This is a genomic window from Sulfitobacter sp. HNIBRBA3233, assembly GCF_040149665.1.
In the GTDB taxonomy this organism is placed as follows: Bacteria; Pseudomonadota; Alphaproteobacteria; order Rhodobacterales; family Rhodobacteraceae; genus Sulfitobacter; species Sulfitobacter marinivivus.
Genome location: NZ_JBEFLP010000003.1, coordinates 119,486 through 133,163 on the forward strand (window position 1 = coordinate 119,486; position 13,678 = coordinate 133,163).

A 13,678-nucleotide genomic window follows, 5' to 3' on the forward strand; every position below is an offset into this window, starting at 1 on the left:
GAAATCAAGTTTTGCAGGCCGAAAAACAAATAGAGATATACGATCAGCCGATCACGGTTGGCGATCAGTCACACTTGCCTGCGATGCATATTGCGCGCGAAACATACGCAATAGGGACGTATCTGCCGCAGCGCTCCAGGCGATCGCAATCGAAAGCTCGGCATCAAGCTCCTCAAGCGGCATAATCCGCAGTGCACGAGGCATCGCCGACTCTGCTGTGATCGGATGGAAGGTATATCCACGCCCGTCCGCGACGCGTTGCAGGATCACGTGAATATCCCATGCCTCGTCCTCGACGATCGGCGTGAAGCCCGATTGTTCAAATGCGTCATCCAACAGCGCGCGATACGCCCGCCAATTCTCGCGGACACCCATGATAAACGGTGCAGCGCGCAGCGCGTCCAACGTCATGTCAGCAGCGTCATGCGGCGCGACCAAGCCGATGGGCGAGGTCCAGACAACACGCTGCGAAATGCCCGGATCACGCACCGTGTCATGCGCCATCAAAAAACCCAAATCAATCGCACCAGTTTTGATGTTGCGCATCATGGTGTCGGTCGACATGACGTGCATTTCCACTTGAACGCCTGGATAAAGTGCCTGAAACGCTTCGAGCCCATCTGACAACTGAGTGGACGTGGCCAAGGCCGAATAGCCGATAATGATATGGCCCCTATCGCCCACCCCATTTCGCCGCGACGCGCGAATGGTGCGTTCAAACTGGGCCACGGTCTGACGCGCATCGTCTAGAAACCGCTTCCCGTTTTCACTGATCTCAACGGTTTTGGTGCCTCGAACAAAGATCTCAAACCCCATGTCTTCTTCGGTATCGCGCACGGTTTTCGAAATAGCTGGCTGGGCGATGTTGAGCATTTCAGCTGCGGCACGAAAGCCCCCCGCATCCGCAACAGCGAGCGCATAGCGCAAATGCCGGATCCCAAGGCTTGATGGTTTGTTCTGCATGAAATGCCCTCTCTGGCTGAGACTGATAACGAAATGCGATCAACCGATCAAGCAATGGTATTTGCCTGTAGCTGCTGGACTAGAAAAGAAAGGAGCCGGAGGCATGCGCATGCAATTTGCGTGGCATGAAGGGGGGAAAGATGGAAACGGCATTTCGACGCTTGACGCAAACGCTGATGTACCTAGGCGGCGCGGGTCTGCTTTTTATGATGCTGCATGTGACGCTGGATGTCGTATTAAAGGTCGCGTTCAATGCCCCCATCCAGGGCACGGTCGAGATTTCATCCTATTACTACATGGTTGGTATCGTCATGCTTCCCATGGCGCTTGTCGAATTAGAGGATGACCAAATCAGCGTTGATTTGTTGTTCAACCTCTTCCCGGCACCGCTTCAGAAAGTTTGTCTGCTGCTTACGCTGATGGCGACAGCCGCCGTTCTGGCTGTGATTGCATGGCGCACAGGGCAGGACGCCATCCGCGCCTTTCGTGTGGGCGAAGTGGTGATGGGCAGTCGAGAGATCATCGTCTGGCCCGCCCGTTGTATGCTGCCCCTTGGTTTCACGCTGGCTGCGATAGCCGCTTTACTGCGCGTGATCATGGTAATTCAGGGAAAAACCGTGACGCGAAACACCACTGACGAGGCCGCGGGATGAGTGCACTTATGATTGGTTGGGCCGGTGTTGCCGCCCTGTTCGCGCTGCTTTCGATCCGCACGCCGATTGGTGTGGCACTGATGATTGTCTCAATTATTGGCATCACCGTAATGACAAATCTGACGGCGGCTTTTGGTATTATCAGCGCGTTGCCCTTCAGCTTTATCGGGGATTGGTCGCTGACGGCCATTCCGATGTTTCTCTTGATGGGCTTTATCGCAGCCAGTACCGGCCTGACGGCAGGTGCCTTTGATTTGTTGCGGATGCTGCTGGCGCGGGTACCAGGTGGCTTGGCCTCGGCCAGTGTCGGGGCATGCGGTCTTTTCGCTGCTGCCTCGGGCTCGAGCATTGCCACGACCGCTGCCATGTCGCGCATCGCTGTGCCCGAAATGCTGCGGGCAAACTATCACCCTTCATTGGCTACAGGAGTGGTGGCCGCATCCGGCACATTGGGCTCACTCATCCCGCCGTCCATCCTTATGGTGCTCTACGGGATTTTTACTGAGCAATCTATAGGCCAGCTTTTCATTGCAGGACTGATCCCAGGTGTTGTTTCCGCGCTTGTTTATATGGGTATGATCACGGTGCGCTGCACGCTGAAACCGTCGCTCGCACCGCCGGTTAAAAACCCCTTCGCATGGCCACAATTTTGGACGCTTTTGCTATCCGTCTGGCCATTCCCAGTGCTGATCTTTGGCGTATTGGGTGGCATATTTGGCGGCTTTTTTACTCCAACCGAAGCGGGCAGCGTCGGGGCGTTTTTGGCCCTTTCCATTGCTGCGTTCCGCCGCAGCCTGACGCGCCAAGCCCTGGGCACGGCCATCCGCCAAACAGTGATCGCCACGTCGTCGATCTTCTTTCTGTCGATCGGTGCCATCATGTTCACCCGTTTTATGGGCCTGTCGGGCGTGCCGCGGGCACTGGCTGACGGCATGCTGGCGGTGTCGGACAACCAAATCATCATCATCGTGATGATCGCGGTGCTGTTTGTCATCCTTGGCATGGTGATCGATTCAATCGGTCTGATGCTGCTAACCCTGCCCGTCCTGCTGCCGGTACTGGAAGCGGCGGATGTAAACCTGATTTGGTTCGGCATCATCACCATCAAACTGCTAGAGATCGGTCTGGTCACGCCACCCGTGGGTTTGAATCTTTATGTCCTGCACGGCGCGCTGGCCGGGCGGGTAAAGCTTAAGGACATCATGTCCGGCACAACATGGTTCATCGCCATGGATCTATTGACCCTAATTCTGCTGATCGCTTTTCCCGCGATCAGCCTGTTCCTGCCGTCATTCATGACCAACTGACAAAATTTCAACTGGAGGAGACGACCATGAAAATATTTAAAACTCTCAGCGCGACGTTGCTTGGGCTGGCCATTGCCGCGCCTGCGGCAGCCGAAGAGTATAACGCAAACCATTTCTTCGCCGAGCGGCATTCGATGGTGCGCGGCCCCTATGTGGACTTTGCCAAACGTGTGGCCGAACGCACTAATGGCGAGGTGACGTTCCGTGTGTTTTCCGCAGGCTCCTTGCTGCCGCCGGCTTCGTCCTTGCAGGGGGTGCGTGACGGTGTGGCACAGGTCAGCTATCATGCTGGCACCTACACCCCGGCCGAGCTGCCGATTGCCAATCTGATCGGTAACATGGCGTTCTACAACACCGATCCGATGGTCATGGCCTTTGCCTCGACCGAATTCGGACTGACATACCCCGCCGCCCTCGCAGAATGGGCTGACAATGGCGTTGTGTTTGGCGGTGGCTATTCGACATCGCAGTATTTCATGATGTGCAACACAGACGTCGAAACCCTAGCAGATGTTGAGGGCAAGCGGATGCGCATGGCCGGTGGCGCTTGGTCCCGCTTTGCCGAATTTGTCGGTGCCGTTCCGGTTTCGATCCCGTCAAGCGAAATGTACACCGGGCTTGACACAGGCTCGCTGGATTGCGCGGTTGCGGCTGCGGATGCCCTCGACAGCTTTAGCCTCAAGGATGTCGTCACCTCGATGAATACTCTCGCCATCGGCAACTACTACGCAGGGTTTGAATGGGGCTATAACGCAGGGTTTTGGCAGGGGCTGACCGCCGAACAGCGCCGCGTTCTGTTCGATGAAATGGCTTATGAGCTGGCGCAGCACCGCGTCGCCTTTGACGCCGATGTTGCCACAGCCGTCGCTTCGGCCAAGGACGCCGGCATGACTGTTCTGGACCCTGACGCGGCCTTGCAGCAAGCGTTGGCTGATTTCGTTGTCGCCGACGAAACCGCGCTGATCGAAAACGCAACATCGCGCGGTGTGGAAAACCCGGATCAAGTTCTGACAGCTTTCAAAGGGATCATCGACCGCTGGGAAGCGCTGCTGAAAGATGTTGACCGTACCGACACGGAGGCACTCGCTGCATTGGCGCGCAGCGAAATCTATGACCGGCTTGATGCTGATACCTACGGCGTCAACTGATCACTAATTCAGGGGGGCCATCGGCCCCCCTTTTTAATTAACGGAAGGGAGAGACAGAACATGAAAACGAACTGGCGAATATTCGCTTTGGGTCTGGTGTTGGTATTTGTCGGATCTATTGCGGCTCACTTGGTGCAAACAACAAACGGTGTCACCATTAAAGATGTCCGCTTTATCGGTGCCAATGGCAATCTGCAAAGCGGGCTACTTTACGTGCCTGAAGGCGTCACGGCCCAAACAAAAGCGCCGGCCATTCTGGCGGTTCATGGCTATATCAACACCCGCGAGGTTCAATCCGGCTTTGCCATTGAATATTCGCGGCGCGGCTATGTGGTTCTGTCTATTGACCAAACGGGTCATGGCTACTCCGAGGGGGCCGCTTTTTCAGCCGGTTTCGGCGGGCCCGCAGCGCTGCAATATCTGCGCGGTCTCGATATTGTTGATGTTGATAACATCGGCATGGAAGGCCACTCAATGGGCGGCTGGACAGTATTGGCAGCGGCAGCCACCTATCCCGATGATTACAAATCTATCGTACTGGAAGGGTCCAGCGTCGGCGCGCCATTTGCAGCTGAAGGTACCGCAGACTGGCCACGCAACGTGTCGGTCGTGTTTTCTGCATACGACGAATTTTCAAGCCTCATGTGGGGCGTGGATAAGGCCGATGATGTAGAGCAAAGCCCAAAATTGATGGCGTTTTTCAGTTCTGAAACGCCTGTAGAAGAAGGCAAAATTTATGGCGACATAGCAGCAGGCAACGCGCGCATCCTGTGGCAACCACCTGTCACACACCCCGGTGATCACCTATCGCGAGCGGCTATTGGCCATTCGGTGGATTGGTTTGCGCAAACGCTGGACGGCGCGCGCCCGCTGCCTGCCGACAACCAAATCTGGTTTTACAAGGAATTTGCCACATTAATCGGCTTGGTAGGCTTCGTAGTGCTGATCATGGGCACGTTGAACGGGCTACTGTCCCTGCCCTGGTTGCGCGATCTGCAAGCCACACCCGTGGCTGCGGCGCATACCACGCGCGGTCCAAAGTGGTGGGGAATATTTTTGTTTAGCGCGCTGTTCCCGGTGGCGAACTATTATCCGCTCTTCACCCTTGCTGAGTCGTTGTTTCCCGCCTCGGCATTGCTCCCTCAGACCATCACGTCACAGGTTGCGTTTTGGGCCGTCATCAACGGTGCCGTCGCAGGGCTTGTCGGGCTCGTGATCCGCACGCAGCCGGTCGTCTTCCCGATCAACATCGCCCGGTCACTGGTGTTGGCGGGGGCTGCGGTATTTGTGGCCTACCTTTCGGCTGTAATTGTCGATTTCTTCCTAAAGGTTGATTTTCGCTTCTGGTTCGTTGGTGTCAAATTGCTGACCGCTGAACGATTTGCGACTGCGCTGGTCTATCTCGTGCCCTTTACGATCTACTTCGTTCTGGCAATGCGCGCTTTGCATGGGGGGCTGTCTGTTGCGGGGCAAAGCCTGCGCGCAACCTACACCTTGAATGCGCTGGCGCTGATGGGTGGGTTTCTGGTGTTCTTGATCATGCAATACGCCGCGTTGTTTTCCAACGGCATACTGCTGACACCATCCGAGCCACTGAACACCATCGTCATGTTTCAGTTTGTGCCACTGCTGCTAACCGCGGCGATCATTAGCACGTTCCTCTACCAAAGAACCGCAAGCTATTTGCCCGGCGCCTTCGCAAACGCGCTGCTGGTCACATGGTTCGTGGTGGCGGGGCAAGCGACACAATACGCTGCTGGATAACGACTGGGGAGCCCGTCGCACAAGCTTTGCCGCGCGACGGGCTCAAATAATGTGCCTCAAGGCTATCGCCAGTATTTGTTCTCTGGCCAGTTCCGATGGCATGCCTCACTAGGTTCCTTGCACCAATCAGAGGCGCCTAGAAAAAGAGATTGAGATTCTTGGGAAAGACGCAGATCATTTTGACAATAATACGCAACTCTCTGCAACACCTGCAAGGAACTCGTTAATGGAATACTGGAATATTACTATCAAAGCGCCAACGGGAGAATTTGATGCGACACTGAAATTGGGGAATGACGGTGGTGTTCCGGTTGGAGAGATGGCTGGCAAAAATGGCAAAGGTCCAATGCAAGATTTGGAAATTAGCGCAGCAGCCATTGCGTGGTCCACAAAGATTGAGCTTCCGATGCCGATGAAGTTGAAGTTTTTGGGAGCGCGCGACGGCGACACCATGTCTGGGACGGTCAAATTCGGTCTATTTGCTTCCGGGACATTTAACGCGTCTAGAGCCTGAATCACCCGCTGCATTCGGTAATGCAGCCAATGTGTTGAGGCTAGATTGGGTCCTTAGTCGGTTCGACCAAATTTGCGCATCAGCCCTGCGAGAGAGGCCAGAGAGGCGATCAGACTGCCGTAACAGATCACAACGACTTTCAGCCCGAATACCGGCACCAAAAGTCCGGCAATTACCACTGGCAAGCCGAATGCCAAGTAACTGATACAGAATAGCGCAGCGAAAGTTTCTCCTCTGACATCCTCCGGTACCAGTGGAATAATCGAGCGGATGAAACCGTAAAAGCAGGTGCCGAAACCCGCCCCCACAACGGCGAGCGCAATAAGGTAGAGCACTAGATTTTCGTAATGAATGCCAAACAAAGTGGCAAAGGTTCCCATTGATAGCGCTGCGGCGCCAAACAACGTGACCTCACGAGCAGAGTAGTTGCGCGCAATGAAACAAGCCAGCACACCAACCCCGGCCAGCAATGCGACCACGAAGCCCTGGACAATCACATTTTGAATACCAAAAACCTGTGAGATGATGAGTGCGCCAAGCGACAGATACAGCCCCCCTGTGGCCCAGCCCGCGAATAGCGTCGGAGCGCCACGCCAGAACGTGCCCCTGACTTCGATCGGGAGGCCAACGCGAGGCTTCAGCGCCTGCAACAAGCCTTCATGCCGTGGCGATGTTTCGGGCAAGCCCCATGTGGCCAGCGCCAACACCAGGCTGGCCATTGCAATCCCAGTGAATATATCAAATTTTGGCTCGGTAAGGTGCTCCATCGCGAAGCCGGATACCAAGGCCCCCAGGGCCAGCCCGACGAGGGGGATGACTGAATTACAGATCGCCGCGATGCCCTTGAATTCAGGGGGTTCAAAATCCGTAATCGCAGCCGACAGCGTAGACAAAAGAAGGCCGCATGCTACGCCCTGTACTACACGAGCCAACAACAACGCAGGCACAGAACCTGACAGCTCGAATCCGGCGGCGGAAACAGCGAGTAGCACGAACCCTATCGACAGAATAGGGCGCCGCCCGACATGATCCGAGACTGATCCGGCCACTAACAGTGTCGCAAGAAGGGCAATTGCGTAAATTGCGAATATCTCCGACACGACCAAAGACGAAAAACCAAGTTGCTGCTGCAGTAGCGGATAAAAGGGGGACGGCGCGCTCACGCTCGCCATCATCAGAGCGCTTCCAGTAAGCACGATTGCGAAACCAGCGCGCTCTCTAGCCTTGGGTGACATCACAATCGTAGTCATTTTGGAATGCAGTCCTTCATAAGGGTTCGAAGTTTATCGAACCTTTCTCTAGTTTCTTCCTGCGGAAGGTTCAAGTATATTCGAACCATGAGTATCTTACCCGACACTGTCAGCCCCGATCTTGCGCACCCGCAGGAACAGGAGCTGCAACTGACGCAAGTCTTGTTCGCACTCAGCGATCCGGGCCGGTTGGACATCGTGCGTCAGCTCCGCGACGGCCCGGTCGAAATGGCAAACTGCAATTTAATGGATCCGGAAGTGGCGAAATCCACCAAGTCGCACCTGTTCAAAGTGTTGCGCGAAGCAGGTGTGATCCGGAATATCCCCAAGGGGCGGGGTCGCCTGCTTTCACTGCGAAGAGATGCGCTTGACCGTCGCTTTCCTGGTTTGCTGGACGCCGTGCTGAACGCAAACTAAGGGCGTGCCGCATCGATTTGCGTATGCATTGCTTGTTTTTCTGGGCTGGATGTCAAAGCTGCTAACTGGTGTGCATGCTGGCTAGCGCCTTTCCCGCTCCGTTTCACAGCGCCGCTCACAGCCCTGTGATTAGAAAAAGCTACGCCACCCATAGACGACCGGTCTAATGAGACTATATCTGGGATCATGGAACAGAAAAACGACACCCGCTCACAGATATTGACCACAGGACGCCGCCTGACAGCCAAGCAGGGCTACACAGGTGTCGGCCTGAGTGCGCTCTTGAAAGAGGCCGGCGTTCCGAAGGGGTCGTTCTATCACTATTTCGCCTCCAAGGAAGCTTATGGCTGTGCGCTGTTGAATGATTTTATGACGGAGTATGGCACACGCCTGAACGCGTCGCTTGCGCATCCGGACATGGATTCACGGTCTCGGTTTCTGACCTATTTCGAAGAGTGGCGGAAAAAACAGATCAGCCCCAACCTCGAAGACCGGTGCTTGGTCGTCAAACTGTCCGCAGAGGTTGCTGACCTCTCGGAGAACATGAGCAATATCTTGCAGAAAAGTGTGTCCGAAATCGTCGCGCGCCTGACGGAGACCCTTGAACAGGGAACGAACGATGGCACGATCGCCGCGCTTGAAGACCCCCGCTCCACGGCAGAAATGATCTACCACATGTGGCTTGGAGCTAGCCTCGTCGCGAGCCTCTCGCACAGTGAAGCTCCGCTCAATTCCGCTATGAATGCCACAAAGGTGCTCGTTCCAGGACCATAACCCTAAAAATTTTGACACATCGATAGACGACCAGTCTATTCGCGAAAGGAAGCTCATGAAAATCTTCTACACAACCACTGCAACGGCAACCGGAGGACGCTCGGGCACCGCCGCGCTCAACGACGGCAGCTTTTCAGTCCAGATGGTCCGCCCGGACAGCCGCGAGGCGGGGGTGAACCCCGAGCAGTTGTTCGCGCTTGGCTATGCGGCCTGTTTTGATAGCGCGATGGAAATGACCGCAAAACAACTCAAACTGGATGCCAAAGTGGCATCAACGTCGGTTGAGGTGGGCATCGGCCAACGCCCCGAGGGCGGATACGGACTTGATCTCGACATTACCGCACATCTGCCGGGCATGACCCGCGAGGATGCTGAAAGACTTGTCGAAGCGACGCACCAGGTCTGCCCATACTCCAACGCCACACGCGGAAACGTTGACGTGCGCCTGCACATTGAAACTGAAGGAAACTGAGCCCATGAACAATTTTGACTTTCGCAATCCGACACATATCCTGTTTGGAAAGGGTCGTATCGCGGACCTGAAGGATCAGGTTCCGGCTGACGCAAAGGTGCTGATCCTTTATGGTGGAGGCAGCGCGGAGAAAACAGGCGTCCTTGGTCAGGTGCGTGCGGCACTTGCGGGCCGGACCTTGGTCGAATTTGGCGGTATTGAGCCCAATCCGCGCTTTGCCACTGCGCTGAAGGCTGTCGACGTGATTGGCCAAGAAGGGATCACCTTCCTGTTGGCTGTCGGCGGTGGCTCCGTTATTGACGCCACCAAATTTATCGCGGCGGCGGCCAAATATGATGGCGACGCCTGGGACATCCTGACATCTCGCGGGTCGGTCATCACGCAAGCGCTGCCCTTTGGCACCGTGTTGACCTTGCCCGCCACCGGTTCGGAGATGAACTCTGGCGCTGTGATCACCAATCCCGAGAAGGGCGCTAAGCTTCCGTTTGGTAGCCCACATTGCTACCCGGTTTTCTCGGTGCTGGACCCCGAGGTCACTTACACGCTGCCGCCCCGTCAAATCGCGAACGGCGTGGCCGACGCGTTTGTTCACATCATCGAACAATATCTGACCTATCCATCCGCCGCGCGCGTTCAGGACGGTTTTGCCGAAACCCTGCTACGCACCCTGATCGAGCTTGGGCCCAAAGCCCTTGAGACGCCGGAGGACTATGACGTTCGCGCCAACCTGATGTGGACGGCAACACTGGCACTGAATGGCCTGATCGGCGCAGGTGTCCCGCAGGACTGGGCAAGCCATATGATCGGACATGAGATTACTGCGCTCAATGACACCGACCACGCCCGCACACTGGCTGTCGTGTTGCCGTCACTGATGAGCGACCAACGTGGCCCCAAACGCGAGAAACTGCTGCAATATGCTGCTAATGTTTGGGACATCCGTGAGGGATCTGATGATGCGCGGATTGATGCCGTGATCAAGGCAACACGCAGGTTCTTTGAACAGATGGGTATCAAAACCCGACTCGGCGATTACGCAATTGCTGCACCTGAAATTGATCTTATCGTCGCCGCCTTGAAGGATCACGGCATGACCGCCCTTGGCGAACAAAATGCCATCACCCCCGAAGATGCCCGCCGCATTCTTGAAACAGCCTTGTAGGAGATGATGACCATGGCACAGACTGAAACAGTAAACCGCCAGCTTGTGTTGGCGGAACGCCCCAAAGGCGAACCGACCAAGGACACGCTTCGCTTGGTCGAAGGGGACGTCCCCTCCCCCGGTGCTGGGCAGATGCTTCTGCGCACCGAATATCTGTCGCTGGACCCTTATATGCGGGGGCGCATGAGCGATGCGCCATCTTACGCCGCGCCGGTGGAAATTGATGGCGTGATGGAGGGCGGCACAGTGGCTCAGGTCGTCACCTCAAAGGTTGATGGCTTTGCGCCGGGCGACTGGGTGCTCAGCTTCAATGGCTGGCAGGATTATGCGCTGTCGGATGGCACGCGGACCACCAATCTGGGCACCTCGCCTGCACACCCGTCTTGGGCGCTCGGTATCATGGGTATGCCCGGATTTACCGCTTGGGCGGGTCTGACGCAAATTGGCGCGCCAAAGCCGGGCGAAACCATCGCCGTGGCGGCCGCAACCGGCCCGGTCGGGGCCACTGTGGGCCAGATCGGCAAGATCCTTGGCTGCCGCGTGGTCGGCATCGCGGGCGGGCCAGAAAAATGCGCCCATGCGGTCAATGAGTTGGGTTTTGACGCCTGTATCGATCACAAGGCAGATGACTTTGCCGAACAGCTTGCAAAGGCCTGTCCCGATGGCATTGATGTCTATTTCGAAAATGTCGGCGGCAAGGTCCTCGACGGGGTCATCCCGCTGTTGAATCCAAACTCACGGGTGCCGGTCTGCGGATTGATCTCTCAGTATAATGCGACTGACTTGCCCAAAGGACCGGACCGGATGAATTGGCTTATGGGTCAAATCCTGCGCAAGAAGATCAAGGTGCAGGGCTTCATCATCTTTGACGACTTCGGCCACCTCTACCCGGATTTTGCCAAAGACATGGGGGCGTGGATCGAAAGCGGCCAAATCAAGTACCGCGAAGAGATCATCGACGGTTTGGAAAATGCGCTCGAAGCCTTCATTGGCCTGCTGAATGGCGAAAACTTTGGCAAGCGCGTGATCCGCGTCGGCCAGAAAAAATAGGAAAATAACATGAAAATTCTGATGGTACTGACATCCCACGACACACTCGGGGACACAGGCAAGAAAACTGGCTTCTGGCTGGAGGAGTTTGCGGCCCCCTATTACGTCTTCAAGGACGCCGGAGCAGATATTATACTGGCCTCGCCCAAAGGGGGACAGCCGCCGATTGATCCGTCCAGCGACAACGCTGACGCACAGACCAACGACACCCGTCGGTTCAAAGACGATCCAGAGACGCAAAAGCATCTTGCGACGACGCTGAAGCTTTCGGATGTAACCGAAGACGGGTTCGACGCCATCTTCTATCCGGGCGGCCACGGCCCTTTGTGGGATCTGGCCGAAAGCGCGGACAGCAAACGCCTGATCGAGGCCTTCGCCGCCGCCGATTTGCCTGTCGGCGCAGTTTGCCACGCCCCAGCCGTGTTCCGCCACACCCAAGGTGCGGACGGCAAACCGCTGGTGTCTGGTCGCCGGGTGACGGGTTTTACCAACACCGAAGAAGAGGCCGTCGGCCTTACCGATGTTGTGCCGTTCTTGGTGGAAGACATGCTGAAGGCCAATGGTGGCCAGTATGAAAAAGGGGCGGATTGGGCCAGTTTCGTGCTGCGTGACGGAAAACTGGTCACCGGCCAGAACCCCGCCTCATCCGCCGCCGCCGCGCAAGATATCCTCGGGCTGCTGAAGTAGGAGAAAAACGATGGTCGACCTGATCCTGCACCACTATGAAGCCTCTCCCTATTCCGAAAAAATCAGAACTTTGATGGGCTTCAAGGGGCTGTCATGGTCATCGGTCATCGTGCCTCCTATTGCGCCAAAGGCTGATCTGCTGGCCTTGACGGGTGGCTACAGGCGGGCCCCAGTGCTTCAGATCGGGGCGGATATCTACTGTGATTCCGCCCTGATCGCCGCCGAGCTTGACCAGCGGTTTCCGGCGCGCGCCCTTGCCCCGAACACTGTGGGCACAGCAACCCCGTTGCTCGACGATTGGGCGGACCGCATTTTGTTCTGGCAAGTGGTTCGTTACAGCATGGGTCTGCGCGCTGATGCCGTTCCCCCAGCCCTGATCCATGACCGCGAGGCGTTTTGGGATCACAAGATTGATCTGGACGGCCTGAAAGCGGATGTCGGCTATCATCGCGGCCAAATTACAACAGGGCTTGGTTGGCTTGAGAACCTGCTGGGCGGTGCCGATTTCTTTGCCGGGGACACGCCCGCGCTGACTGATCTGGCACTCTATCATGTGGTTTGGTTTTTTGCCAAAGCTGACACAGCCGCCAGCGGCAGCGGTCTATCGCTGTTCCCGGCATTGTCGGCATGGATGGCGCGCATTGCGGAGTTCGGTCACGGCACACGAACCGAATTGGCGCCTGCTGAAGCGATCAACATCGCGCTTTCGGCGCCCCCCGCCCCCCTTCCAGAAACGGGATCTTCACATCCCGCGATAGGCGCGCCGGTACAGGTTCTGGTCGATGAATTTGGCACGGAAGTCATCGACGGTACGCTGGCCCATATCGACGACACCCGCATCATTCTGCATCGGGACACGCCACAGGTGGGAACGGTTGCCGTGCATTTCCCGCGACACGGCTATCCGCTTCGTACAACTCTAATCCAAGGGAAAGACACATGAAAATACTAAGTCTATGTAGTCGATTTAACGCCATACTGGTGACCGCTGCGGCCTTGCTTGCCGCATCATTCGTTGCTCTCCCAATCCAGGCCGAAATCTCAGCCCAAGCCAATAATGAGATTGAGGCCACCTCGGAGATGTTTGGCTGCATTTATGATTTCCCCAAAGTGCGCAACACCTTCCTGTTCCATTCCGACCCGGAAAAGCTCAAGGAAGCCATCCGTATTTTTACCGACCGCGTGCCTGATATCGAATACCCGGTCGGCACGGTGATGCAGCTTGTCCCGTTTGAAGCGATGATCAAACACTCGAGCGCAGACTACCCGGACAGCAATGGCTGGGAATTTCTTGCCCTCGACGTGACGGCGGAGAGCACGACGATTACCAGCCGGGGCGACCACGCGGTCAACTTTGAGGGGCGTGAGTGCCTGAGCTGTCACGCCGCTGGCTTTGAGTACGATTTTGTTTGCGAGAAAGAGCACGGCTGCGAGCCACTGTCTATCGACGACGAAGAGATTGCTGCTTTTCAGGCCGCTGATCCTCGTTGCACACAACCCTAATTCAAGGAGAAAAC

At 56.3% G+C, this 13,678-nt stretch carries 15 protein-coding genes; 13 read left to right on the forward strand and 2 right to left on the reverse strand.

The annotated features are described in order from the left end of the window. Positions 1 to 51 precede the first annotated feature (51 nt). Positions 52 to 963 (reverse strand): LysR family transcriptional regulator, encoded by a 912-nt coding sequence (locus ABMC89_RS16505; RefSeq protein WP_349569885.1) that lies wholly within the window; start codon positions 961 to 963, stop codon positions 52 to 54. A 140-nt stretch (positions 964 to 1,103) separates the two neighbouring features. On the opposite strand from ABMC89_RS16505, the gene ABMC89_RS16510 reads away from it, so the two are divergent. The 5 genes from ABMC89_RS16510 to ABMC89_RS16530 all read left to right on the forward strand — a co-directional run bounded on the left by ABMC89_RS16510 (position 1,104) and on the right by ABMC89_RS16530 (position 6,349). Beyond that, positions 1,104 to 1,616 carry a TRAP transporter small permease subunit gene (locus ABMC89_RS16510; protein ID WP_074920686.1) on the forward strand — a complete coding sequence of 171 codons (513 nt, stop codon included), beginning with the start codon at positions 1,104 to 1,106 and terminating at the stop codon, positions 1,614 to 1,616. Next, on the forward strand, positions 1,613 to 2,923 hold the full coding sequence (locus ABMC89_RS16515) for a TRAP transporter large permease (RefSeq protein ID WP_027260355.1): 1,311 nt from the start codon (positions 1,613 to 1,615) through the stop codon (positions 2,921 to 2,923). The genes ABMC89_RS16510 and ABMC89_RS16515 overlap by 4 nt, the downstream gene beginning before the upstream one ends. Before the next feature lie 26 nt (positions 2,924 to 2,949). Further along, the gene (locus tag ABMC89_RS16520) at positions 2,950 to 4,071 is read left to right on the forward strand and encodes a C4-dicarboxylate TRAP transporter substrate-binding protein (protein WP_349569887.1); all 1,122 of its coding nucleotides are present in this window, start codon (positions 2,950 to 2,952) and stop codon (positions 4,069 to 4,071) included. 60 nt (positions 4,072 to 4,131) lie between these two features. Beyond that, a complete protein-coding gene (locus tag ABMC89_RS16525; RefSeq protein WP_025054145.1) occupies positions 4,132 to 5,835 on the forward strand; it encodes an alpha/beta hydrolase family protein in 1,704 nt (567 codons plus the stop codon). Positions 5,836 to 6,061: 226 nt separating this feature from the next. Then, positions 6,062 to 6,349, forward strand: a complete 288-nt coding sequence (locus ABMC89_RS16530; RefSeq protein WP_025054146.1) for a hypothetical protein — start codon at positions 6,062 to 6,064, stop codon at positions 6,347 to 6,349. Between the two features lie 53 nt (positions 6,350 to 6,402). Here ABMC89_RS16530 and ABMC89_RS16535 read toward each other — a convergent pair whose 3' ends face one another. Beyond that, positions 6,403 to 7,584, reverse strand: coding sequence for an MFS transporter (locus tag ABMC89_RS16535; RefSeq protein WP_349569890.1), 1,182 nt, complete (start codon positions 7,582 to 7,584; stop codon positions 6,403 to 6,405). 102 nt (positions 7,585 to 7,686) lie between these two features. Between ABMC89_RS16535 and ABMC89_RS16540 the strand changes: the two genes are divergently transcribed. The 8 genes from ABMC89_RS16540 (at position 7,687) to ABMC89_RS16575 (ending at position 13,664) form a co-directional block, all read left to right on the forward strand. Continuing rightward, a complete protein-coding gene (locus ABMC89_RS16540) occupies positions 7,687 to 8,016 on the forward strand; it encodes an ArsR/SmtB family transcription factor (RefSeq protein WP_349569892.1) in 330 nt (109 codons plus the stop codon). Between the two features lie 186 nt (positions 8,017 to 8,202). Then, the gene (locus ABMC89_RS16545) at positions 8,203 to 8,790 is read left to right on the forward strand and encodes a TetR/AcrR family transcriptional regulator (protein WP_025054149.1); all 588 of its coding nucleotides are present in this window, start codon (positions 8,203 to 8,205) and stop codon (positions 8,788 to 8,790) included. A 55-nt stretch (positions 8,791 to 8,845) separates the two neighbouring features. Beyond that, positions 8,846 to 9,262 (forward strand): organic hydroperoxide resistance protein, encoded by a 417-nt coding sequence (locus ABMC89_RS16550; protein WP_025054150.1) that lies wholly within the window; start codon positions 8,846 to 8,848, stop codon positions 9,260 to 9,262. Positions 9,263 to 9,266: 4 nt separating this feature from the next. Then, the gene (locus ABMC89_RS16555) at positions 9,267 to 10,424 is read left to right on the forward strand and encodes an iron-containing alcohol dehydrogenase (RefSeq protein WP_025054151.1); all 1,158 of its coding nucleotides are present in this window, start codon (positions 9,267 to 9,269) and stop codon (positions 10,422 to 10,424) included. Positions 10,425 to 10,436: 12 nt separating this feature from the next. Beyond that, positions 10,437 to 11,474, forward strand: a complete 1,038-nt coding sequence (gene curA, locus ABMC89_RS16560) for an NADPH-dependent curcumin/dihydrocurcumin reductase (protein WP_025054152.1) — start codon at positions 10,437 to 10,439, stop codon at positions 11,472 to 11,474. A gap of 9 nt (positions 11,475 to 11,483) precedes the next feature. After that, entirely contained in the window at positions 11,484 to 12,161 is a 678-nt protein-coding gene (locus ABMC89_RS16565; RefSeq protein WP_027260360.1) for a type 1 glutamine amidotransferase domain-containing protein, read from the forward strand. A gap of 10 nt (positions 12,162 to 12,171) precedes the next feature. Next, positions 12,172 to 13,104 (forward strand): glutathione S-transferase family protein, encoded by a 933-nt coding sequence (locus tag ABMC89_RS16570; RefSeq protein ID WP_349569894.1) that lies wholly within the window; start codon positions 12,172 to 12,174, stop codon positions 13,102 to 13,104. Continuing rightward, positions 13,101 to 13,664: a hypothetical protein gene (locus tag ABMC89_RS16575; protein ID WP_051372183.1), complete on the forward strand. Its 564-nt coding sequence runs from the start codon at positions 13,101 to 13,103 to the stop codon at positions 13,662 to 13,664. The genes ABMC89_RS16570 and ABMC89_RS16575 overlap by 4 nt, the downstream gene beginning before the upstream one ends. Positions 13,665 to 13,678 lie beyond the last annotated feature (14 nt).